The sequence below is a fragment of the Pseudomonas sp. NBRC 111123 genome (genome assembly GCF_001320205.1).
GTDB lineage: Bacteria > Pseudomonadota > Gammaproteobacteria > Pseudomonadales > Pseudomonadaceae > Aquipseudomonas > Aquipseudomonas putida_J.
Window position 1 is genome coordinate 146,644 of record NZ_BCAZ01000006.1, and the last position, 19,998, is coordinate 166,641.

The 19,998-nt window shown below is 61.8% G+C and carries 20 protein-coding genes; 15 read left to right on the forward strand and 5 right to left on the reverse strand.

The genetic code is table 11. The features are described 5' to 3' along the window. Positions 1-111: 111 nt before the first annotated feature. Complete coding sequence (gene gluQRS, locus APH27_RS05750; protein ID WP_060484234.1) at positions 112-999, reverse strand: tRNA glutamyl-Q(34) synthetase GluQRS; 888 nt, start codon at positions 997-999, stop codon at positions 112-114. A gap of 63 nt (positions 1,000-1,062) precedes the next feature. After that, positions 1,063-1,509, reverse strand: coding sequence for an RNA polymerase-binding protein DksA (gene dksA, locus APH27_RS05755; RefSeq protein ID WP_060484235.1), 447 nt, complete (start codon positions 1,507-1,509; stop codon positions 1,063-1,065). A 210-nt stretch (positions 1,510-1,719) separates the two neighbouring features. On the opposite strand from dksA, the gene APH27_RS05760 reads away from it, so the two are divergent. Beyond that, the gene (locus APH27_RS05760; protein ID WP_060484236.1) at positions 1,720-2,892 is read left to right on the forward strand and encodes a pyridoxal phosphate-dependent aminotransferase; all 1,173 of its coding nucleotides are present in this window, start codon (positions 1,720-1,722) and stop codon (positions 2,890-2,892) included. Then, positions 2,893-3,606 (forward strand): DNA/RNA nuclease SfsA, encoded by a 714-nt coding sequence (sfsA, locus tag APH27_RS05765; RefSeq protein ID WP_060484237.1) that lies wholly within the window; start codon positions 2,893-2,895, stop codon positions 3,604-3,606. On the opposite strand, the gene APH27_RS05770 is transcribed toward sfsA, so the two are convergent. Further along, positions 3,596-3,913 (reverse strand): Rieske (2Fe-2S) protein, encoded by a 318-nt coding sequence (locus APH27_RS05770; RefSeq protein WP_060484238.1) that lies wholly within the window; start codon positions 3,911-3,913, stop codon positions 3,596-3,598. The two genes, sfsA and APH27_RS05770, sit on opposite strands and share 11 nt — an antisense overlap. A 147-nt stretch (positions 3,914-4,060) precedes the next feature. Here APH27_RS05770 and APH27_RS05775 point away from each other — a divergent pair, with 147 nt between their 5' ends. The 4 genes from APH27_RS05775 to APH27_RS05790 are packed head-to-tail and all read left to right on the forward strand — an operon-like array spanning position 4,061 to position 7,634. Next, positions 4,061-4,936, forward strand: coding sequence for a hemin ABC transporter substrate-binding protein (locus tag APH27_RS05775; protein ID WP_060484239.1), 876 nt, complete (start codon positions 4,061-4,063; stop codon positions 4,934-4,936). A gap of 50 nt (positions 4,937-4,986) precedes the next feature. After that, a complete protein-coding gene (locus tag APH27_RS05780) occupies positions 4,987-5,970 on the forward strand; it encodes an iron ABC transporter permease (protein WP_177326680.1) in 984 nt (327 codons plus the stop codon). Continuing rightward, positions 5,970-6,737 (forward strand): heme ABC transporter ATP-binding protein, encoded by a 768-nt coding sequence (locus APH27_RS05785; RefSeq protein WP_060484240.1) that lies wholly within the window; start codon positions 5,970-5,972, stop codon positions 6,735-6,737. Before APH27_RS05780 ends, APH27_RS05785 begins: the two co-directional genes overlap by 1 nt. Positions 6,738-6,749: 12 nt before the next feature. After that, positions 6,750-7,634: a ChaN family lipoprotein gene (locus APH27_RS05790; RefSeq protein WP_060484241.1), complete on the forward strand. Its 885-nt coding sequence runs from the start codon at positions 6,750-6,752 to the stop codon at positions 7,632-7,634. 232 nt (positions 7,635-7,866) lie between these two features. Here APH27_RS05790 and APH27_RS05795 read toward each other — a convergent pair whose 3' ends face one another. Both APH27_RS05795 and APH27_RS05800 read right to left on the reverse strand, forming a co-directional pair. Beyond that, entirely contained in the window at positions 7,867-8,145 is a 279-nt protein-coding gene (locus APH27_RS05795) for a TfoX/Sxy family protein (RefSeq protein ID WP_027917659.1), read from the reverse strand. Between the two features lie 171 nt (positions 8,146-8,316). After that, on the reverse strand, positions 8,317-9,879 hold the full coding sequence (locus APH27_RS05800; RefSeq protein WP_060484242.1) for a bifunctional aminoglycoside phosphotransferase/ATP-binding protein: 1,563 nt from the start codon (positions 9,877-9,879) through the stop codon (positions 8,317-8,319). 117 nt (positions 9,880-9,996) lie between these two features. Between APH27_RS05800 and mrcB the strand changes: the two genes are divergently transcribed. The 9 genes from mrcB to msrQ all read left to right on the forward strand — a co-directional run bounded on the left by mrcB (position 9,997) and on the right by msrQ (position 19,850). Further along, positions 9,997-12,318 carry a penicillin-binding protein 1B gene (gene mrcB, locus APH27_RS05805; RefSeq protein WP_027917657.1) on the forward strand — a complete coding sequence of 774 codons (2,322 nt, stop codon included), beginning with the start codon at positions 9,997-9,999 and terminating at the stop codon, positions 12,316-12,318. Between the two features lie 16 nt (positions 12,319-12,334). Beyond that, positions 12,335-13,123, forward strand: a complete 789-nt coding sequence (locus tag APH27_RS05810; RefSeq protein WP_033696031.1) for a tetratricopeptide repeat protein — start codon at positions 12,335-12,337, stop codon at positions 13,121-13,123. Then, on the forward strand, positions 13,123-13,455 hold the full coding sequence (locus APH27_RS05815; protein ID WP_027917655.1) for a YqcC family protein: 333 nt from the start codon (positions 13,123-13,125) through the stop codon (positions 13,453-13,455). Before APH27_RS05810 ends, APH27_RS05815 begins: the two co-directional genes overlap by 1 nt. A 408-nt stretch (positions 13,456-13,863) precedes the next feature. After that, positions 13,864-15,588: an acetolactate synthase 3 large subunit gene (locus APH27_RS05820; RefSeq protein ID WP_060484248.1), complete on the forward strand. Its 1,725-nt coding sequence runs from the start codon at positions 13,864-13,866 to the stop codon at positions 15,586-15,588. A gap of 1 nt (position 15,589) precedes the next feature. Continuing rightward, positions 15,590-16,081: an acetolactate synthase small subunit gene (gene ilvN / locus APH27_RS05825; RefSeq protein ID WP_003250040.1), complete on the forward strand. Its 492-nt coding sequence runs from the start codon at positions 15,590-15,592 to the stop codon at positions 16,079-16,081. Positions 16,082-16,136: 55 nt separating this feature from the next. Continuing rightward, positions 16,137-17,153, forward strand: a complete 1,017-nt coding sequence (gene ilvC, locus APH27_RS05830) for a ketol-acid reductoisomerase (RefSeq protein WP_027917653.1) — start codon at positions 16,137-16,139, stop codon at positions 17,151-17,153. Between the two features lie 150 nt (positions 17,154-17,303). Then, positions 17,304-18,146 (forward strand): CDP-diacylglycerol--serine O-phosphatidyltransferase, encoded by an 843-nt coding sequence (gene pssA, locus APH27_RS05835; RefSeq protein ID WP_027917652.1) that lies wholly within the window; start codon positions 17,304-17,306, stop codon positions 18,144-18,146. A gap of 79 nt (positions 18,147-18,225) precedes the next feature. Further along, positions 18,226-19,239: a protein-methionine-sulfoxide reductase catalytic subunit MsrP gene (gene msrP, locus APH27_RS05840; protein WP_060484243.1), complete on the forward strand. Its 1,014-nt coding sequence runs from the start codon at positions 18,226-18,228 to the stop codon at positions 19,237-19,239. After that, positions 19,239-19,850 (forward strand): protein-methionine-sulfoxide reductase heme-binding subunit MsrQ, encoded by a 612-nt coding sequence (msrQ, locus tag APH27_RS05845; RefSeq protein WP_060484244.1) that lies wholly within the window; start codon positions 19,239-19,241, stop codon positions 19,848-19,850. The genes msrP and msrQ overlap by 1 nt, the downstream gene beginning before the upstream one ends. The last annotated feature ends 148 nt before the right edge of the window (positions 19,851-19,998 follow it).

Here is a 19,998-nt window from a genome sequence, read left to right on the forward strand (position 1 = left end):
CCTGTTGCGGCCCATTCTCGGGTAAACCCGCTCCCACAGATTCAGCGTGGCCTCCAGGCTTGGCGCGATCCCTGTGGGAGCGGGTTTACCCGCGAAGAGGCCGGCCCTGCGTCAGTGCAAATCAGCCTCTGGCACCGTGGCCCGCTGCGCAATCGCGTCCGGCCGCCACTGCTTGCGGGCCATCGCCAGCACCTCGGCAGGGGTCCCCAGCAACCACTCCGGCTCGGTCGCCTGCCCCAGTGCACGCAGCGCCCGCAACAACAGCGGCGTCGCATGCTCCGCCTGCAGCGGCGGCGAGCGATAGGACTTGCCCAGCTTGTGCCCATCAGGCTGCACGATCAGCGGAATGTGCAGGTAACGCGGCTGCGAGAAGCCCAGCAGTTCCTGCAGGTACAGCTGGCGCGGGGTGTTGTCGAGCAGGTCGGCCCCGCGCACGATGTCGGTAACACCCTGCCAGGCATCATCCAGTACCACCGCCAGTTGATAGGCATACAGCCCGTCACGCCGCTGGATCACGAAATCCCCAACATCACGCCCCAGGTGCTGCTGGAACTCGCCCTGCACCCGGTCGGTAAAGCGGTAGACCAGCTCAGGCACCCGCAACCGGATCGCTGCGCCTTCACGGGCATGACCGGCGTTGCGGCAAAACCCTGGGTAGATGCCATTGTGGCCTTCCAGCTGCTTGCGCGAACAGGTACAGGCGTAGGCCAGGCCCATGCTGAACAGGCGGTCGACCACTGCGGCATAGGCATCGTGGCGCTGGCTCTGGTACACCACCTCACCGTCCCATTCCAGGCCGTAGCGCTCCAGGGTCTGCAGGATCGCGTCGCGGGCCCCGGGCATCTCCCGGGGCGGGTCGGTGTCTTCCATGCGCAGCAGCCAGCGGCCGTCTACTGCACGGGCATCGAGCCAGGAGGCAAGGGCGGCGACCAGCGAGCCGAAATGCAGGAAACCGCTCGGGGTGGGGGCGAAGCGTCCGATGTAACGGGAGTCTTTCATGGCATTGCCGGGCATATAAATGAAACGGGGCGCAAGATGCGCCCCGTTCGGATGGGAGAAGTGTCAGCCTTTGCCGACGGTCTTTTCCTTTTTCTCCGAGATTTCCTTGCAGTCGAAGCACAGATCGGCGGTCGGACGGGCTTCCAGACGGCGCAGGCCGATCTCGATACCGCAGGAATCGCACCAGCCGTACTCTTCGTCCACGATTTTCTGCAGCGTCTTGTCGATCTTCTTGATCAGCTTGCGCTCGCGATCGCGATTGCGCAGCTCCAGGGCAAATTCTTCTTCCTGGCTGGCGCGGTCGGCCGGGTCCGGGAAGTTCGCAGCTTCGTCCTTCATGTGGTCTACGGTGCGGTCGACACTCTGCATGAGCTCGCCTTTCCAAGCATTGAGAAGCTTGGTGAAGTGCGTTTTCATGGATTCGCCCATGTACTCTTCGCCCTTGGTCTCTTTATAGGGCTCGACACCGTACATGGTCTGACCGGTTTTTTGCTTTTCTACGGTGGACATGAATAGACCGCCTCTCACTCATCTGATCCAATGCGCAGGCTGCTCCATCTCCGGCACCCGCCGGCCCTGCGACTGCGAGCCGCCGAACTTACCAGATAGATCGGGGGTGCGCTACCCCGCCCGATCCTAGGTATTGACAGCGCCGCGCCGCGCACGTTCGATGCCGTGCGCAGGTAGAATAAACAGTTTAGACCCAATTGAGAGAAGGTCATGGCCCACCCCTACAGTGCGCGCAGCCGCGCCATCGAACCCTTCCACGTCATGGCGTTGCTGGCGCGGGCCAACGAGCTGCAAGCGGCCGGGCATGACGTGATCCACCTGGAAATCGGCGAGCCGGACTTCACCACTGCCGCGCCGATCGTCGCCGCCGGCCAGGCCGCCTTGGCCGCCGGGCATACCCGCTACACCGCCGCCCGTGGGCTGCCAGCGCTGCGCGAGGCCATCGCCGGTTTTTATGGCCAGCGCTATGGCCTGCAAGTTGATCCAGAGCGGATTCTCATCACCCCGGGCGGCTCCGGCGCGCTGCTGCTGGCCAGCAGCCTGCTGGTCGACCCCGGCAAGCACTGGCTGCTGGCCGACCCGGGTTACCCGTGCAACCGCCACTTCCTGCGCCTGGTCGAAGGCGGCGCGCAGCTGGTGCCGGTGGGGCCTGAGGTCAACTATCAGCTGACCGCCGATCTGGTCGCGCGTTACTGGGACAAGGACAGCGTGGGCGCGCTGGTCGCCTCGCCAGCCAACCCGACGGGTACTGTGTTGAGCCGTGACGATTTGGCCAGCCTGTCCAAGGCCACCCGAGAGCGCCATGGGCACCTGGTGGTGGATGAGATCTACCACGGCCTGACCTACGGCATGGACGCGCCGAGTGTGCTGGAAGTGGACGACTCAGCGTTCGTCCTTAATAGTTTTTCCAAGTATTTCGGCATGACCGGCTGGCGGCTCGGCTGGCTGGTGGCACCGCCCAATGCCGTGGCCGATCTGGAGAAGCTGGCGCAGAACCTCTACATCAGTGCACCGAGCATGGCCCAGCATGCGGCGCTGGCCTGTTTTCAGCCGGAGACTCTGGCGATTTTCGAAGAACGCCGTGCCGAGTTCGCCCGTCGCCGCGATTACCTGTTGCCAGCCCTGCGTGAACTGGGCTTGCGCATTGCCGTCGAGCCGCAGGGGGCGTTCTACCTGTATGCCGACATCAGCGCGTTTGGTGGGGATGCCTTTGCCTTCTGCCAGCATTTCCTCGAAACCGAGCATGTAGCCTTCACCCCAGGACTGGATTTTGGCCGCCATCTGGCCGGCCACCATGTACGTTTTGCCTACACCCAGAGCCTGCCGCGCCTGGAGCAGGCGGTCGAGCGTATCGCCCGTGGGCTGCGGAGCTGGCAGGGGTAAATGGTGTTCTTTCCTCAACTGGAGCAAGGGCGCCTGCTGCGCCGTTACAAGCGCTTTCTGGCTGACATCGAACTGGCCAATGGCGAGCAACTGACCATCCACTGCCCGAACACCGGTTCCATGCTCAATTGCATGCGCGAGGGCGGGCAGGTGTGGTTCAGCCGCTCCAACGACCCCAAGCGCAAGCTGCCAGGTACGTGGGAAATCAGCGAAACGCCCCAGGGCCGGCTGGCCTGTATCAATACGGGGCGGGCCAATGCGTTGGTTGAAGAGGCACTGCGCGCCGGGGTGATCGAGGAACTGGCCGGCTTTACCTCACTAAAACGCGAGGTCGCTTACGGCGAAGAGCGCAGCCGGGTGGACTTTCGCCTGGAGTTTGCCGATGGGCCAGCCTATGTCGAGGTCAAGAGCGTGACCCTGGGTTACCCGGACACAGCCGTGGCAGCGTTCCCGGATGCCGTCACCCAGCGTGGTGCCAAGCACCTGCGCGAGTTGGCGGCGTTGGCCCGCCAGGGCATCCGTGCGGTGCAGCTGTACTGTGTGAACCTTACCGGTATCGAGGCCGTGCGCCCCGCAGACGAGATCGACTTCGCCTATGCCAGTGCGCTACGCGCTGCGGTGGCGGATGGGGTCGAGGTACTGGCCTACGGTGTGCGCCTGGACAGCGAGCAAATCGTCATCGACCGCCCGCTGCCGGTGCTGCTCAACCCTTGAGCCAGATGCCCTGGCTGTCTTCATGGCAGCCCAGGGGCTGGAGCATACCCCCTTCGCAGGGGCCAGCCACGCATTCGCCACTGTCGATCAGAAACAGCGCGCCATGATGGGCGCAGTGGATCAGGCTGGCGCTGTCGTCGAGAAAGGCGTCCTGCGCCCAGCTCAGTGGGATACCGCGATGTGGGCAGCGGTTGCGGTAAAGATGCACCTGACCGTGGCGGCGCACGCCGAAAAAGTCGATGCCGTCTACGCTGAAGGCGCGGCTATGGCCCTCGGCCAAGGCCGCGGAAGGACAGATAAAGTGCATTGCTGGGAAGGCTCGTGAAACAAAGTGGTGGCTTGACGCTTCAATGCGAATAATTATCAAATTGCCCGCATTCGCTGCGCCAGCCGCTATGGTGCGCAGTTCTGCCGCCCGCCACAAGGCGTACGGCCCGCCTTCAGAAGGAATCCGATGATGCGCCGTCCCGCTGCCTTGCTCGCCCTGTGCGCAGCTCTCGTTGTTGCCACCCAGGCCTTGGCCGTCGAACTGCCGCAGCGTTGGGTCAGTGCGGGCGGGGCGCTGAGCGAGTGGATCAGTGCGCTGGGCGGTGAGCCACGCCTGGTGGGTGTCGATACCACCAGCCAGCACCCTGAGTCGCTGAAGGCCTTGCCGAGTGTTGGCTATCAGCGGCAGTTGTCGGCCGAGGGCATTCTCAGCTTGCGCCCGGATGTGCTGGTCGGCACCGAGGAAATGGGGCCGCCGCCTGTGCTGGCACAGGTGCGCAAGGCGGGCGTGCGTGTCGAGCTGTTCTCCAGCCAGGCCGAGCTGGCTGCCGTGGACCAGAACCTCAAGCAGTTGGGGGCTTTGTTGGGTGCCGAGGAGAAAGCGGCACAGTTGTCTGCCAGCTATCACCAGCAACTCGAAGCGCTGCAACTGCAGGTGAAGCAGGCCCAGCAGCATCACAAGGCGCCAGGTGTGTTGCTGCTGGTTGGCCATGCCGGCGCCAAGCCGCTGATTGCCGGGCAGGGCACGGCAGGGGACTGGGTGTTGCGCCAGGCGGGGGCGCGCAACCTGGCTGAGCACCAAGGCTACAAGAACTTTTCCAATGAGGCGCTGGCGGCGCTCGATCCGGATGTGGTGGTGTTCTCCGATCGTGCGCTGAGTGGCGAGCAGGCATTGCAGGCGCTGCTCAAGGAAAATCCGGCACTGGCAGTTTCGCGTGCAGTGCGTGACAAGCGCCTGGTGTCGCTCGACCCGACATTGCTGGTTGGGGGGCTCGGCCCGCGCCTGCCAGCTGCCTTGCAGGAACTGGCGACTGCGTTCTACCCGGCAAGCGCAGCTAAATGAAACAACGGATCCAGCCGCGAACACTGTTTGTTTGCCTGATATTGCTTTGCCTGCTGGCAGTCTGGCTGTCGCTGGCCTTGGGGCCGGTCAGCCTGCCGCTGGTCGATACCCTGCGTGCTGGCCTTCGCCTGTTGGGGCTACCAATTGCCGCAGACGGTCTGCAGCAGGCCGAGATGATCCTGGGGCAGATCCGTCTGCCGCGCACCTTGCTGGGGTTGGCAGTGGGCGCGGTACTGGCATTGTCTGGTGTGGCCATGCAGGGGCTGTTTCGCAACCCGCTGGCCGACCCAGGCCTGGTGGGGGTTGCCGCTGGGGCGGCGATGGGGGCGGCGGTGGCTATTGTGGGGGGCAGTTGGCTGGGTGGTATGCCGGATGCGCTTGCTCCCTACCTGTTGTCGCTGTGCGCTTTCATCGGCGGGCTGGGCGTGACCGCGCTGGTTTATCGCCTGGGGCGTCGCGACGGTCAGACCAATGTCGCCACGATGTTGTTGGCCGGTGTGGCCATGACCGCACTGGGCGGTGCTGCCGTAGGCTTGTTTTCCTACCTGGCCGATGATGCCACCCTGCGTACGCTGACCTTCTGGAACCTGGGCAGCCTCAACGGTGCAAGCTACGAGCGCCTTTGGCCTTTGCTGCTGATCGCAGGCGGTGTGGCGATGTGGTTGCCGCGCCGCTCGAAGGCGTTGAATGCGTTGTTGCTGGGAGAGTCGGAGGCACGGCACCTGGGGGTTGATGTCGAGCGCCTCAAGCGCGAGTTGGTGTTCTGCACGGCGTTGGGTGTGGGCGCAGCAGTGGCGGCTGCGGGGCTGATCGGTTTCATCGGCCTGGTGGTACCCCACCTGGTGCGTTTGCTGGCCGGGCCCGATCACCGCGTGGTACTGCCTGCATCGTTGCTGGCTGGGGGCATACTCATGCTGTTCGCCGATCTCGCAGCCAGGCTGCTGCTGGCGCCTGCTGAGCTGCCGATCGGTATCGTCACCGCTTTTATTGGCGCGCCGTTCTTCCTGATTCTGCTGATACGAGGGCGCAGTTGATGTTGCAAGTCGAGGGGCTGCACCTGAAGCGGGGCAGCAATGATGTGTTGCTCGGGATTGATCTGCAGTTGAGCCCTGGGCAGGTGGTGGGCGTTCTCGGTCCCAATGGCGCCGGCAAGAGTAGCCTGCTCGGGGTACTGTGTGGCGAGTTGGCGCCGGACCGCGGAAAAGTGACGCTGCAAGGGCGGCCGCTGGCTGACTGGGCTGGGCAGGCGCGCGCCAGGCACCTGGCGGTGCTGCCGCAGGTTTCCAGCCTGGGGTTCTCGTTCAAGGTCGAGGAAGTGGTGGCCATGGGGCGCATGCCCCACGACACCGGGCAACGGCGTGACGCCGAAATCGTAGCAGAGGCCCTGCAGGCAGCGGATGCCTCGCACCTGGTGGGGCGAAGTTACCTGGCCTTGTCTGGCGGTGAGCGGCAGAGGGTGCACCTGGCCCGCGTGCTGGCTCAGCTTTGGCCTGGTGTAGAGGGCACCACGCTGTTGCTTGATGAGCCGACTTCGATGCTCGACCCACTGCATCAGCACACTACCCTGAAAGCCGTGCGCCGTTTCGCCGACAGCGGCGCCGCCGTGCTGGTGATTCTGCATGACCTGAACCTGGCGGCGCGCTACTGTGATCGCATCTTGCTACTCGAAAGCGGGCGCTGCCATGCCCTGGCCACACCACCGGAGGTACTGACACCGGCTTCGCTCAAGGTGGTCTTCGGTATCGATGTGCTGGTGCAGGCGCACCCGGAGCGGGGGCACCCGCTGATCATTACCCGCTAGGAGGCACTGCTCGTGGCTCATCCGTTGCTGTGCGGTTCGTTACTGTGCCTGGTGCTGACGCTGGGTGGTTGCCAGGCCAGCTTGCCGCCGTTGCCTGCATGGCAGAGCAGCGAAGGGCGCGGTAACGCCGAGCTAGGGCAGATCCACGATCTGGCCAGCGGGCGGGTGATCACTCCCGAACAGTTGATCGAGAGCCTGGCCGATGCGCCGCGCGTGCTGGTCGGTGAGAAGCATGACAACCCGGATCATCACGCCTTGCAGCTGTGGTTGATGCGTGCGTTGCAGCAACGCCGGGCACAGGGCAGCCTGCTGCTGGAAATGCTGCAACCCGAGCAGCAGCCCCGCGTCGATGCGCTAGCGGGGCAGGCGCAATTGCCGCAAGACCTGCCCAAGGCCCTGGCTTGGGAAGATGGCTGGGACTGGCAACTTTACGGCCCAATCGTGCAAGAGGCTTTGCAGCACCATGTTCCGCTGCTGGCGGCCAACCTGTCACCCACAGAGATGCGCCAAGCCTACCGGCACCCTGCGGTTCTGTCGGGGAACCGGTCGAATGCGCCGGCAGTCAGGGCGGTACTGCTCGAACAGGTGAAGCAGGGGCACTGTGGCATGCTGCCGGAAAGCCAACTGCCAGCAATGCTGGCCGTGCAACAGCAACGGGATCGGCGTATTGCCGAGCGGCTGCTGGCGGCACCGCAGCCGGCATTGCTGTTTGCCGGTGCGTACCATGCGCGCAAGGACCTGGGGGTGCCTTTGCACCTTGCCGATCTGGGCGCGAAAGGCGCGAGCAAGGTATTGCTGCTGCTGGAGGCAGGTGAACACGCCGAGCCCGGGATGGCCGACTATGTCTGGTACACGGCGGCGATGCCAGAGCAGGACTACTGCGCCCAGCTGAGGTAGGACCGGTCCGGCGCTCCGGCAAGACTGCTCCTACAGGGGCGTGTCTGGCCTGAAGCGAAAACCTGCGGGCAAAAAAAGACCCGGCAAAATGCCGGGTCAATAACCGTGATTAGCCTGATGAGGAGATAATCTGAGAGTCCGAACCAGGGGCTCTTAGCTTATCCAACCAGTCTCGCGACCAGTTGTGATAATCATAACGATTCTCATTACAGCGTCAATCCCCTTCGTGCGTTTATTTCATATTTTTTTGCATAGGGCATTTCGCATCGAGTTGCTGGTTGAGCGCTTCTTTACGTTCGGCTGGCAAATCGTTCCAGTGCATGTCCAGCAATGCACCTTCAATGGCATACAACAGCACCTTCGACGCCCGGAACCCTCGTGTCTTCACCGCCTGGTAGGCACCCACGGCACCCAGCCTGCGCAAGTCCGATGCACTGTGGATACCGGCCGCATGCAACCACTGCGCGGAGGTCTTGCCAAGATTCTTCAGGTGCTGCAATTCATCGTTCATCGAGCCTCCTTGCGATGGCTGAACGGGTCTAGGGGATAAATCGCGAGCAGGTCAGAGAGGAGTGTAGCGGGGGATAGGAAATGCGCGGCCTTTTGCCATCGGGGACGACGAGCTGCCCTCGAGCGGCAGGAACCTGTTCCGGCAACAGGCCGGAACAGGCGTAAAGCGAACTTACAGGCCTGGCAGGCGCTGGCGAATCTGTTCGATTACCTGGTCCATGCCGCTGGCTTCCTGGGTATCGATGCGGGTGCTGTGGACCAGCTCCTGTACATCCAGTGGCTCACGGCTGGCCTGCTGGGCCTTGATCACCTCCAGTGTGGCATCCGACGGGTCGCTATTCTGGGCCTGGCGCTGCTCCAGCCAGCTGGTGATCACCGCTTCCGGGGCATGGCAGTCGAGGATCAGGAACGGCACGCCAGTCTCGCTGGCCACGGCTGCGGCGGCCTGACGCTGTTCGGCCATGAGGTAAGTGGCATCGAGCACCACCGGGAAGCCGGCACGCAAGATCGTTGCGGCCAGTTCATGCAGGCGCTGGTAGGTCGCCGCGCTGGCGTCCTGGTCATAGATGCCGGCAGTGAGCTGGCCTGCGTTCTGTTGTGGCTGTTCACCGAACAGGCGCTTGCGCTCCACATCCGAACGCACGCGAACCGCGCCGAGGGCCTCGACCAGGCGCATGGCCACGTGGCTTTTGCCTACTGCCGACACGCCATGGGTGATAGCCATCAGGCGGGAAGGGATGGCGCTGTAGCTTTCTGCCAGGTTGGCATAGTTGCGGTACGTGCGCAGGCTGGTGGCACGCTGCACACCGTCCGCATCGGCCGGCATGCTGAACAGGGCGATCTTGGCGCGGACCAGAGCGCGGTAGGCCTTGTAGAAGTTGAGCACTTCGAGGCCTTCGTAGTCGCCGGTCAGCTCCAGGTATTGGCTGACGAAACGTCGTGCCAGGCACTTGAGGCCACGGTCTTCCAGGTCCATGGCGAGGAAACCGGTGTCGGCCCATACATCGGTCTTGCGGAACGGTTCGTTGAACTCGATGCAGTCGAAGATCACGACCTTGCCGTCGATCACCGTCGCGTTACCCAGATGGATGTCGCCATGGCATTCACGGGTGAAGCCATTGGCCTTGCGTGCTGCGAACAGGCCTTGAAGGCGCTCGAAACTGCTGCGTGCCCAGGCTTGCAGGTTATCCAGTTGTTGCAGGTCGGCCTTGTCGGTGAGGAAAGGCCGAATCTGCTCGAAATTCTGCTCGACCGGGGCCATGACGCTTTCAGGCGAGCCATACGGCTGATCGGCGGGCACTTTCGGGGTCTGCAGGTGAAACTCGGCAATCTGCCGGGCCATCTGGTCGATGTGGCCAGTGTTCAGCTCGCCGTTGGCTTGCAGGGTATTGAGCATCTGGCCTTGAGGGAACTGGCGCATCTTCAGCACATACTCGATCACTTCGCCTTCACCACCGATCTGTGGGGTTTCGGCACTGCCGGTGATCGGCAGCACTTCAAGGTACAGGCCTTCGGTCAGGCGCTGGTTCAGGCGCAATTCTTCGTTACAGAAATGCTGGCGCTGGTCCAGGCTGGTGAAGTCCAGGAAGCCGAAGTTCATCGGCTTCTTGATTTTGTAGGCGTACTCGCCGGTGAGCAGGACCCAGGAGATGTGCGTCTCGATGAGCTGCAACCCGTCCACGGGGTGAGGGAACAGGGCAGGGTTCTGCAATGCATTGATCAAGGCTTGGCTCACGGGAAATCCTTCCGGGGGCAGGGAATTCGAAAGCGCCATTATGGTCAATGGTGCCGTCCCTGCCTACCGCCAGAGGGCGCCTGCCTACCCTTTATAAAGTGCGTATAATCCGCCGCCATGACTCGAACCCGAAATCCTCGTACCCCTCAGAAACGCCCGACCGGCCGCTCGCGCGCCTGGCTGGGCTGGGCCTTGAAGCTCAGCCTGGTCGGCCTGGTGATCGTCGCCGGCTTCGCGGTTTACCTCGATGCCGTCGTCCAGGAGAAGTTCTCCGGCAAGCGCTGGACCATCCCGGCCAAGGTGTATGCCCGGCCGCTGGAGCTATTCTCTGGCCAGAAACTGAGCAAGAACGACTTCCTCACCGAACTCGATGCCCTCGGCTACCGGCGTGAAAGCGCGGCCAACGGCCCCGGTGCGGCAGCGGTCAACGGCAATACCGTAGACCTCAACACCCGTGGCTTCCAGTTCTACGAGGGCATGGAGCCTGCGCAGTTCGTGCGAGTGCGCTTCTCTGGCGACTACGTGGCTGAGCTTGCCGGTGCCAACGGCAAGAAGCTCGATGTGGTGCGACTGGAACCGCTGATGATCGGCGGTATCTACCCGAAAAACCTCGAAGACCGCATCCTGATCAAGATCGACCAGGTACCGCCGTACCTGCTCGAAACCCTGGTAGCCACCGAGGACCGGGACTTCTACAGCCACTTCGGTGTGTCGCCCAAGTCCATTGCCCGGGCCATGTGGGTCAATACCTCCTCAGGCTCGATGCGCCAGGGCGGCAGTACCCTGACCCAGCAGCTGGTGAAGAATTTCTACCTGACCAGTGAACGCAGCCTCAGCCGCAAGCTGACCGAAGCGATGATGGCCGTGCTGCTGGAAATGCACTACGACAAGCGCGAAATCCTCGAGGCCTACCTCAATGAAGTGTTCGTCGGCCAGGATGGCCAGCGCGCAGTGCATGGCTTCGGCCTGGCAAGCCAGTTCTTCTTCAGCCAGCCGCTGTCAGAGCTGAAACTGCACCAGATCGCATTGCTGGTAGGCATGGTCAAGGGGCCTTCCTATTACAACCCGCGGCGTTACCCTGAACGTGCGCTGGCGCGGCGTAACCTGGTCCTCGACCTGGTGGCCGAGCAGGGCGTGGCCAGCCAGGCGGAAGTCGATGCGGCGAAGAAGATGCCGCTGGGCGTGACCAAGCGCGGCAGCCTCGCCGACAGCTCGTTCCCGGCCTTCCTTGACCTGGTCAAGCGTCAGCTGCGCCAGGACTACCGCGACGAAGACTTGACCGAAGAAGGCCTGCGCATCTTCACCAGTTTCGACCCGATCCTGCAGATGAAGGCCGAAACCTCCATGGCCGAAACCTTCAAGCGCCTGGCCGGGCGCAAAGGTGCCGACGAGGTGGAATCGGCGATGGTCGTCACCAACCCGGAAACCGGCGAAGTGCAGGCACTGATCGGCAGTCGCCAGTCCGGTTATGCAGGCTTCAACCGTGCCATCGACGCCGTGCGGCCAATCGGCTCACTGGTCAAGCCGGCGGTCTACCTGACCGCGCTGGAACAGCCAAGCAAGTACACCCTGACCAGCTGGGTGCAGGACGAGCCATTCTCAGTCAAGGGCGCCGATGGCCAAGTGTGGCGCCCACAGAACTATGACCGGCGTTCGCACGGCACGATCTACCTGTACCAGGGCCTGGCCAATTCGCTGAACCTGTCGACCGCGAAACTCGGCCTGGAAGTGGGTGTGCCGAACGTGATCAAGACCATCGGTCGCCTTGGCGTCAATGTTGACTGGCCGGCCTTCCCGGCGATGCTGCTGGGCGCTGGCGGCATGTCGCCGATGCAAGTCGCGACCATGTACCAGACCATTGCCAACGGTGGCTTCAACACGCCGATGCGCGGCATCCGCAGTGTGCTCACCGCCGAAGGCGAGCCGCTCAAGCGCTACCCGTTCCAGATCCAGCAGACCTTCGATCCAGGTTCCATCTACCTGGTGCAGAACGCCATGCAGCGGGTGATGCGTGAGGGTACCGGCCGCTCGGTATACAACGTGCTGCCAAGTTCACTGACTCTGGCGGGCAAGACCGGTACCAGTAACGATTCGCGCGACAGCTGGTTCTCCGGCTTCAGCCAGGACCTGCTGGCTGTGGTGTGGATGGGCCGTGACGACAACGGTAAAACGCCATTTACCGGTGCCACAGGCGCCTTGCAGGTCTGGACCAGCTTCATGAAGAAGGCCGACCCGCTGCCGTTGGACATGCCGCAGCCGGACAACGTGGTGCAGGCGTGGATCGACCCGTACAGTGGCCATGGCTCCGACAGAAGCTGTCCGGGAGCCGTGCAGATGCCGTATATTCGCGGCAGCGAACCGCCTGCCGGTGCAACCTGTGGCGGCGAGCAGAATCCCGTAGAGTCGGTCATGGACTGGGTCAAGGGCTGGATGAACTGAGCCCTGAGCAGCATTGATGAGGTGTGAATTGAATAAGTGGCTGTTTCCTGCCGTGACGGCGCTGGTGGTGCTCCAGGGTTGTTCGACCGTGCAGCGTGGCAACATTCCGGTGGTGGACTCGAGCACCCGGGTGTCCAATAGTGAGCGTGTCCAGGCCAATCGTTCGGCTGCGGGCATGAGCAACGGCACCTCGCAGGCGCAGTCGCTGCCCGAGGACTCAGGCGTGACCGTCATGATTCCACAAGGCGCCGGTGCTGCCGGCATCCAGACGTTCCCGGCGGCCAACGGCGCGGCTCCTATCAGTACCGGTCCGATCACTCCAGGCCCGGTCACTTCGGCGCCAATGACCACCAATCCCAACCCGATTGCCGATGAACCGTTCGATATTGCCTCGATGAACAGCACGCCAGCTGCTTCCAGCGCACCGACCGGCATTCCGCGCAGCAATGCGGCTTCCGGTGGGCTGTCGGCCGATGAACAGCTCGACGGCCCGGTGCTGGCGCTGCTGACTACCGCCCAGTCGCAGCAGGGCAGCGGTGACTACAATGGAGCCGCCTCAAGCCTGGAGCGTGCCCAACGAATCGCCCCGCGCGAGCCGCAGGTACTGTTCCGTCTGGCCCAGGTGCGCCTGTCGCAAGGCGATGCGCCGCAGGCCGAACAACTGGCCCGCCGTGCGCTGACCTACGCCAATGGCCGCCCCGACCTGCAGGCCGAACTGTGGAACACCATTGCGCAAGCGCGCGAAAAACAGGGTGACAGCGCCGGTGCCGCCCTGGCGCGGCAGAAAGCGCGGGTCAACTCGTGATGATCGAGCAACGCATTCTCGATATCGCCGACCACCTGCTGCTCATCGAGCGTGAGCTGCAGGTGCAGGGCTGGTGGGATGACGAGCCGCCCCGTGATGAAGCGCTGGCCAGCACCGTACCGTTCGCGGTCGACACGCTCAGCTTCGAGCAGTGGTTGCAGTGGATCTTCCTGCCACGCATGAAGATCATCATCGAACTCGGCCATCCGCTGCCCAATGCCTCCAGCATCCTGGTGATGGCGGAAACCGTGTTCACCGATCGTCCGGAGGAAAGCCGCGAGCTGCGCCGGCTATTGGCAGCTTTCGATCAATTGATCGCTCCTTCCGCCTGATTTCTTCAGTTTTTCCTTCAGGGGCCGCAGATTGTGGCCCTTTTTTATGGAAATCTTATTTTTTCTGCTGCTGACTTGGTTTTTAGTGGTGGCAGGAATTCATCTTCGGGAAAAATTGGCAATAATTTTTCTTGACTTGTCGGCGCCAAATCACAAGAATCCAGATTCCGCTGTAGAGGGACTGCCAGAAGCAGACCCGCTAAGCAGATCATGAGGCGCACACCCGCGCCGCCTGTTACACCCCGCAACGCGTTACCTCGCGCTGGGTGGGAAACCCCCGCAACACTCTGGGGAGCTCCCAATACTTGCTCAGTCAGTGCTGAACGTTCGCTCATGCTCTGCTTGGCAGTAAACCTATTAAGACCCGTCCACTAGGGACGGTATTCTGGCGTTTTAGAGGTGAACAACGTGGAGCTTTTATCTGGCGCTGAGATGGTCGTCCGCTTCTTGCGTGACGAAGGCGTTAAGCACATCTACGGGTACCCTGGTGGTGCTCTCCTTCATGTTTACGACGCACTGTTCAAAGAACCGGAAGTGGAACACATCCTGGTTCGTCACGAGCAGGCGGCAACCCATATGGCGGACGGCTACGCCCGCGCCACCGGCAAGGCCGGTGTGGTGCTGGTAACCTCCGGCCCGGGCGCAACCAATGCCATTACCGGCATTGCCACCGCCTACATGGACTCGATTCCGATGGTCATCCTGTCCGGCCAGGTGCCTAGCACCATGGTAGGTACCGATGCCTTCCAGGAAACCGACATGATCGGTATCTCGCGGCCGATCGTGAAGCACAGCTTCATGATCAAGAACCCGACCGAGATCCCTGAAGTACTCAAGAAAGCCTTCTACCTGGCGCAATCCGGTCGCCCAGGCCCGGTCGTGGTCGACATTCCAAAAGATATGACCAATCCGGCCGAGAAGTTCGAGTACGTCTATCCGAAGAAGGTCAAGCTGCGCTCGTACAGCCCGGCTGTACGTGGTCACTCCGGCCAGATCCGCAAGGCTGCCGAGATGCTCCTGGCCGCCAAGCGCCCGATCGTCTACGCCGGTGGCGGCGTGATTCTCGGCGGTGGCTCCGAAGCGCTGACCGAAATCGCCAAATCGCTGAACCTGCCAGTCACCAATACCCTGATGGGGCTGGGTGGCTTCCCGGGTACCGACCGTCAGTTCCTCGGCATGCTCGGCATGCACGGCAGCTTCACCGCCAACATGGCCATGCACAATGCCGATGTGATCTTCGCTGTCGGTGCGCGTTTCGACGACCGTGTGGTCAACGGCCCGGCCAAGTTCTGCCCGAACGCCAAGATCATCCATGTCGACATTGACCCTGCGTCGATTTCCAAGATGATCAAGGCCGACGTGCCGATCGTCGGCCCGGTCGACAGCGTGCTCAGCGAAATGCTCGGTATCCTCAAGGAAATCGGCGAGCAGCCTGACAAGGCGGCGCTGGATGCCTGGTGGAAGCAGATCGACGAGTGGCGTGGCAATGGCGAGCTGTTCCCTTACGACAAGGGCGACGGGAACGTCATCAAGCCGCAGAAGGTCATCGAGACGCTCTGCGAAGTGACCAATGGCGATGCCTTCGTCACCTCCGACGTTGGCCAGCACCAGATGTTCGCGGCGCAGTACTACCGCTTCAACAAGCCGAACCGCTGGATCAACTCCGGTGGCCTGGGCACCATGGGCTTCGGCTTCCCGGCGGCGATGGGCGTCAAGCTCAACTTCCCGGATCAGGACGTGGCCTGCGTGACCGGCGAAGGCAGCATCCAGATGAACATCCAGGAGCTGTCCACCTGCATGCAGTACGGCCTGCCGGTGAAGATCGTTAACCTGAACAACGGTGTGTTGGGCATGGTCCGCCAATGGCAGGACATGGCCTACAACGGTCGTCACTCGCACTCGTACGTCGAGTCGCTGCCTGATTTCATCAAGCTGGCCGAGGCCTATGGCCATGTGGGCATCCGCATCACCAGCCTGAAAGACCTCAAGCCGAAGCTGGAAGAAGCGTTTGCGATGAAGGACCGCCTGGTATTCATCGACATCGCGGTCGACCGCAGCGAGCACGTCTATCCGATGCAGATCAAGGATGGCTCGATGCGTGACATGTGGCTGAGCAAGACGGAGCGTACCTGATATGCGGCACATCATTTCCCTGCTGCTGGAAAACGAACCCGGTGCTCTGTCCCGTGTGGTCGGCCTGTTCTCCCAGCGCAACTACAACATTGAAAGCCTGACCGTGGCGCCGACCGAAGACCCGACCCTGTCGCGTCTGACGCTGACCACCGTTGGCCATGACGAAGTGATCGAGCAGATCACCAAGAACCTGAACAAACTGGTCGAAGTGGTCAAACTCGTCGACCTGTCGGAAAGCGCTCACATCGAGCGTGAACTGATGTTGGTCAAGGTCAAGGCCACCGGTGCCCAGCGCGCCGAGATCAAGCGCACCACGGATATCTTCCGTGGCCAGATCGTCGATGTAACCGCCAGCGTATACACCGTGCAGCTGAGCGGCACCAGCGACAAACTGGACAGCTTCATCCAGGCGATCGGCACCGCATCGATTCTCGAAACCGTGCGCAGCGGCGTTACCGGCATTGCCCGGGGCGACAAAGTGCTCAGCATCTAAATTCAAAAATTAGCGATGGCTCCGCAGGGGCCGAGATATAACCAGGGGTATTTTCATGAAAGTTTTCTACGATAAAGACTGCGACCTTTCCATCATCCAGGGTAAGAAAGTCGCCATCATCGGTTACGGCTCCCAGGGCCACGCTCAGGCGTGCAACCTGAAGGACTCCGGTGTAGACGTTACCGTCGGTCTGCGTAAAGGTTCGGCTACCGTTGCCAAGGCTGAAGCCCACGGCCTGAAAGTTGCCGACGTGGCTACCGCCGTCGCTGCTGCCGACCTGGTCATGATCCTGACCCCGGACGAGTTCCAGGGCCAGCTGTACAAGAACGAGATCGAGCCGAACATCAAGAAGGGCGCTACCCTGGCCTTCTCCCACGGCTTCTCGATCCACTACAACCAGGTTGTTCCGCGTGCCGACCTCGACGTGATCATGATCGCGCCGAAAGCCCCGGGCCACACCGTTCGCTCCGAGTTCGTCAAAGGCGGCGGCATCCCTGACCTGATCGCTATTTACCAGGACGCTTCGGGCAACGCCAAGAACGTTGCGCTGTCTTACGCCGCTGGCGTCGGTGGCGGCCGTACCGGCATCATCGAAACCACCTTCAAGGACGAGACCGAAACCGACCTGTTCGGTGAGCAGGCTGTTCTGTGCGGCGGTACCGTCGAGCTGGTAAAAGCCGGTTTCGAAACCCTGGTTGAAGCGGGCTACGCGCCGGAAATGGCCTACTTCGAGTGCCTGCACGAGCTGAAGCTGATCGTTGACCTCATGTACGAAGGCGGCATCGCCAACATGAACTACTCGATCTCCAACAACGCCGAGTACGGTGAGTACGTCACCGGTCCGGAAGTCATCAACGAAGAATCCCGCAAGGCAATGCGCAACGCTCTGAAGCGCATCCAGGACGGCGAGTACGCGAAGATGTTCATCTCCGAAGGCGCTACCAACTACCCTTCGATGACCGCCAAGCGCCGCAACAACGCCGCTCACGGCATCGAAATCATCGGCGAGCAGCTGCGTTCGATGATGCCGTGGATCTCGGCTAACAAAATCGTCGACAAGACCAAGAACTAAGTCTTATCGAAAGATGAAAAACGCGGCTTCGGCCGCGTTTTTTCGTTCTGGCAGTCAGCTTCTGGTATAAAGCAGACCAGTGGCCCGCCGTCAGAACCTGTTTCGCGGGCCCGTGTCGAACATTTTCCATCCTGTTGCAAGGTACCCTCCATGAGCGAACGTCCCGAAGAGCCGAACAAGCCCTCCGACGCCGAAAGCCTGCTACCTGTCGATGAGCACGTTGAAGAAGGGCATGACGCCGAAGGGCGCAAGGTGCGCCATCGCGGCATCTATCTGCTGCCCAACCTGTTCACCACCGCAAACCTGTTTGCCGGTTTTTATTCCATCATCAGCTCGATGAGCGCGCAGAGCGCTGGCGACCCACGCGAGGCGAGCAAGTATTTCGCCTTCGCCGCCATTGCGATCTTCGTGGCCATGGTGCTCGACGGCCTCGACGGCCGCGTGGCGCGTATGACCAATACCCAGAGCGCCTTCGGTGCCGAGTACGACTCGCTGTCGGACATGGTCGCCTTCGGTGTGGCTCCGGCCTTGTTGGCCTTTGGTTGGGCGCTGGGTGACATGGGCAAGGTAGGCTGGATGGTCGCCTTCATCTATGTGGCCGGTGCGGCGCTGCGTCTGGCGCGTTTCAATACCCAGGTCGGCACTGCCGACAAGCGCTACTTCATCGGCCTGGCCAGCCCGGCTGCCGCGGGTGTAGTCGCCGGTACGGTATGGGCGTTCAGCGACTACGGCATCCAGGGTTCCAAGCTGTCGTTCCTGGTGGCGCTGCTGGTGGCTGCTGCAGGCATGCTGATGGTCAGCAACATCAAGTACAACAGCTTCAAAGAACTGGACCTCAAAGGGCGCGTGCCGTTCGTGGCGATCCTGGCTGTGGTGCTGGTGTTTGCCGTGGTGTTCAGCGACCCACCGCGCATCCTGCTGCTGATCTTCCTCGCCTATGCGGCATCGGGGCCGATCCAGTTCCTGCTGCGCGGTCGTCGGCGCAAGGCGTGATAATTATTTAACGTTGGAATAACCCTCCGGCTCCATAGTCTTACTGGTACATCCGTTATCCAGTGCTGTGGAGCCGACCATGCTCATCAAGCTTCCCAGGTCTTCCGACTGCAAGGCAGCGGAGATCACCCCCGAAGGCATCTACCTTTCCCGGCGTACCCTGCTCGGTGGCTCATTGGCCGGCCTGGCCCTGGGCGCTTTACCCGTTGCGGCTAGTGCGGTTGAAGTATCGCGTTATACCGATGTGGAGGCCGGCTCCGCGCCAGCCTGGTTTAGCGACAAGCTCGGTGCTGCGCGCTGGCAGGCAGTGACGGTCAAGGACGAGGCGATCACGCCCTTCAAGGATGCCACCCACTACAATAACTTCTATGAGTTCGGGCCTGACAAGGGTGACCCGGCCGCCAATGGCGGCAACCTGAAGACCGAGCCCTGGTCGATAGTGGTGGATGGCGAGGTGGGCAAACCGGGGCGCTACGCGCTGGAAGATTTCGTCAAACCCTATCAGCTTGAAGAGCGTATCTACCGGCTACGTTGCGTCGAGGCGTGGTCGATGGTCATTCCCTGGCTTGGCTTCCCCTTGGCGCAAGTCCTCAAACAGGTCGAGCCGACCTCGAAGGCGCGCTACGTGCGCTTCGAGACGCTAAAGGATCCGCAGCATATGCCCGGGCAGCGCTCAGGTTTTGCCTTGATCGACTGGCCCTACAGAGAAGGCTTGCGCCTTGATGAGGCGATGCACCCTCTGGCTATTCTGGCGGTAGGGATGTATGGCCGGGAGCTGCCCAATCAGAACGGCGCACCGTTACGTCTGGTGGTCCCTTGGAAGTACGGCTTCAAGAGTATCAAGTCGATCGTGCGAATCAGTCTGGTGGCCGAACAGCCGGGGACGACTTGGCAGGGGCTGGCACCCGATGAGTATGGCTTCTTCGCCAATGTGAACCCGACCGTTGACCATCCGCGCTGGACTCAAGCCCGCGAGCGGCGCTTACCAAGCGGCCTGTTCAGTCCGAATGTGCGACAAACACAGATGTTCAATGGCTACGCCGATGAAGTGGCGTCGCTGTATACCGGGCTCGATCTGCGGAAGAACTATTGATGCGCTATCCCTGGTTTCGGTTTGCCATCTTTATAGTGGGGTGCCTGTTCCCCGCGTGGTGGTTGTACGAGGCAGCGATGGATCTGCTGGGGCCGGACCCCGGGAAGATCATGATGGATCGGCTTGGGCTCGGCGCGCTGACATTTTTGCTGGTAACGCTGGGCATGACGCCACTGCAGAAGATGACGGGGTGGTCAGGCTGGATCGTGGTGCGGCGGCAGCTGGGGTTGTGGGTGTTCGCCTATATCGTGCTGCATATCCTGGCCTATCTGTTCTTCATGCTCGGGCTGGATTGGGGGCAGTTGGCGGTTGAGCTGCGCAAGCGGCCATACATTATTGTCGGTGCGCTCGGCTTTCTTGGGTTGCTGGTGCTGGCGGCTACCTCGAACCGATATAGCCAGCGGCGACTGGGGGCGCGATGGAAGAAGCTGCATAAGTTGGTGTACGGGGTGCTTGGGCTGGGACTGCTGCATTTCCTGTGGATCGTTCGTTCGGATCTGAGGGAGTGGGCTATCTATGCATGCATGGCTGCTGTGCTGATGTTGATGCGGGTACCTCTGGTTTCGCGTGTGCTTCCCAGGATTGCCCGGAAGCAGGGAAGGGCGGTTTGAGAATGGGGCTGGCCGGGTACCTGTTTTGAGCCTTTCGATTGGAATATTTCAAATAAATGAAATTAACGGTTGACGGGGTTTCGAATCCCCTTATAATGCGCCCCACTTCCAGCGACATCGGAACGACAAACTCCTTGATATTCAATGA

Excerpts from the sequence above, each read along its gene's own strand:
- pssA (WP_027917652.1), top strand. The coding sequence starts at position 17,304 with ATGAGCGAACGTCCCGAAGAGCCGAACAAGCCCTCCGACGCCGAAAGC.
- mrcB (WP_027917657.1), top strand. The coding sequence starts at position 9,997 with ATGACTCGAACCCGAAATCCTCGTACCCCTCAGAAACGCCCGACCGGC.
- APH27_RS05775 (WP_060484239.1), top strand. The coding sequence starts at position 4,061 with ATGATGCGCCGTCCCGCTGCCTTGCTCGCCCTGTGCGCAGCTCTCGTT.
- ilvC (WP_027917653.1), top strand. The coding sequence starts at position 16,137 with ATGAAAGTTTTCTACGATAAAGACTGCGACCTTTCCATCATCCAGGGT.
- ilvN (WP_003250040.1), top strand. The coding sequence starts at position 15,590 with ATGCGGCACATCATTTCCCTGCTGCTGGAAAACGAACCCGGTGCTCTG.
- APH27_RS05795 (WP_027917659.1), bottom strand. The coding sequence starts at position 8,145 with ATGAACGATGAATTGCAGCACCTGAAGAATCTTGGCAAGACCTCCGCG.
- APH27_RS05815 (WP_027917655.1), top strand. The coding sequence starts at position 13,123 with ATGATCGAGCAACGCATTCTCGATATCGCCGACCACCTGCTGCTCATC.
- gluQRS (WP_060484234.1), bottom strand. The coding sequence starts at position 999 with ATGAAAGACTCCCGTTACATCGGACGCTTCGCCCCCACCCCGAGCGGT.
- APH27_RS05770 (WP_060484238.1), bottom strand. The coding sequence starts at position 3,913 with ATGCACTTTATCTGTCCTTCCGCGGCCTTGGCCGAGGGCCATAGCCGC.
- APH27_RS05810 (WP_033696031.1), top strand. The coding sequence starts at position 12,335 with ATGAGGTGTGAATTGAATAAGTGGCTGTTTCCTGCCGTGACGGCGCTG.
- msrQ (WP_060484244.1), top strand. The coding sequence starts at position 19,239 with ATGCGCTATCCCTGGTTTCGGTTTGCCATCTTTATAGTGGGGTGCCTG.
- msrP (WP_060484243.1), top strand. The coding sequence starts at position 18,226 with ATGCTCATCAAGCTTCCCAGGTCTTCCGACTGCAAGGCAGCGGAGATC.
- dksA (WP_060484235.1), bottom strand. The coding sequence starts at position 1,509 with ATGTCCACCGTAGAAAAGCAAAAAACCGGTCAGACCATGTACGGTGTC.
- APH27_RS05760 (WP_060484236.1), top strand. The coding sequence starts at position 1,720 with ATGGCCCACCCCTACAGTGCGCGCAGCCGCGCCATCGAACCCTTCCAC.
- APH27_RS05785 (WP_060484240.1), top strand. The coding sequence starts at position 5,970 with ATGTTGCAAGTCGAGGGGCTGCACCTGAAGCGGGGCAGCAATGATGTG.
- sfsA (WP_060484237.1), top strand. The coding sequence starts at position 2,893 with ATGGTGTTCTTTCCTCAACTGGAGCAAGGGCGCCTGCTGCGCCGTTAC.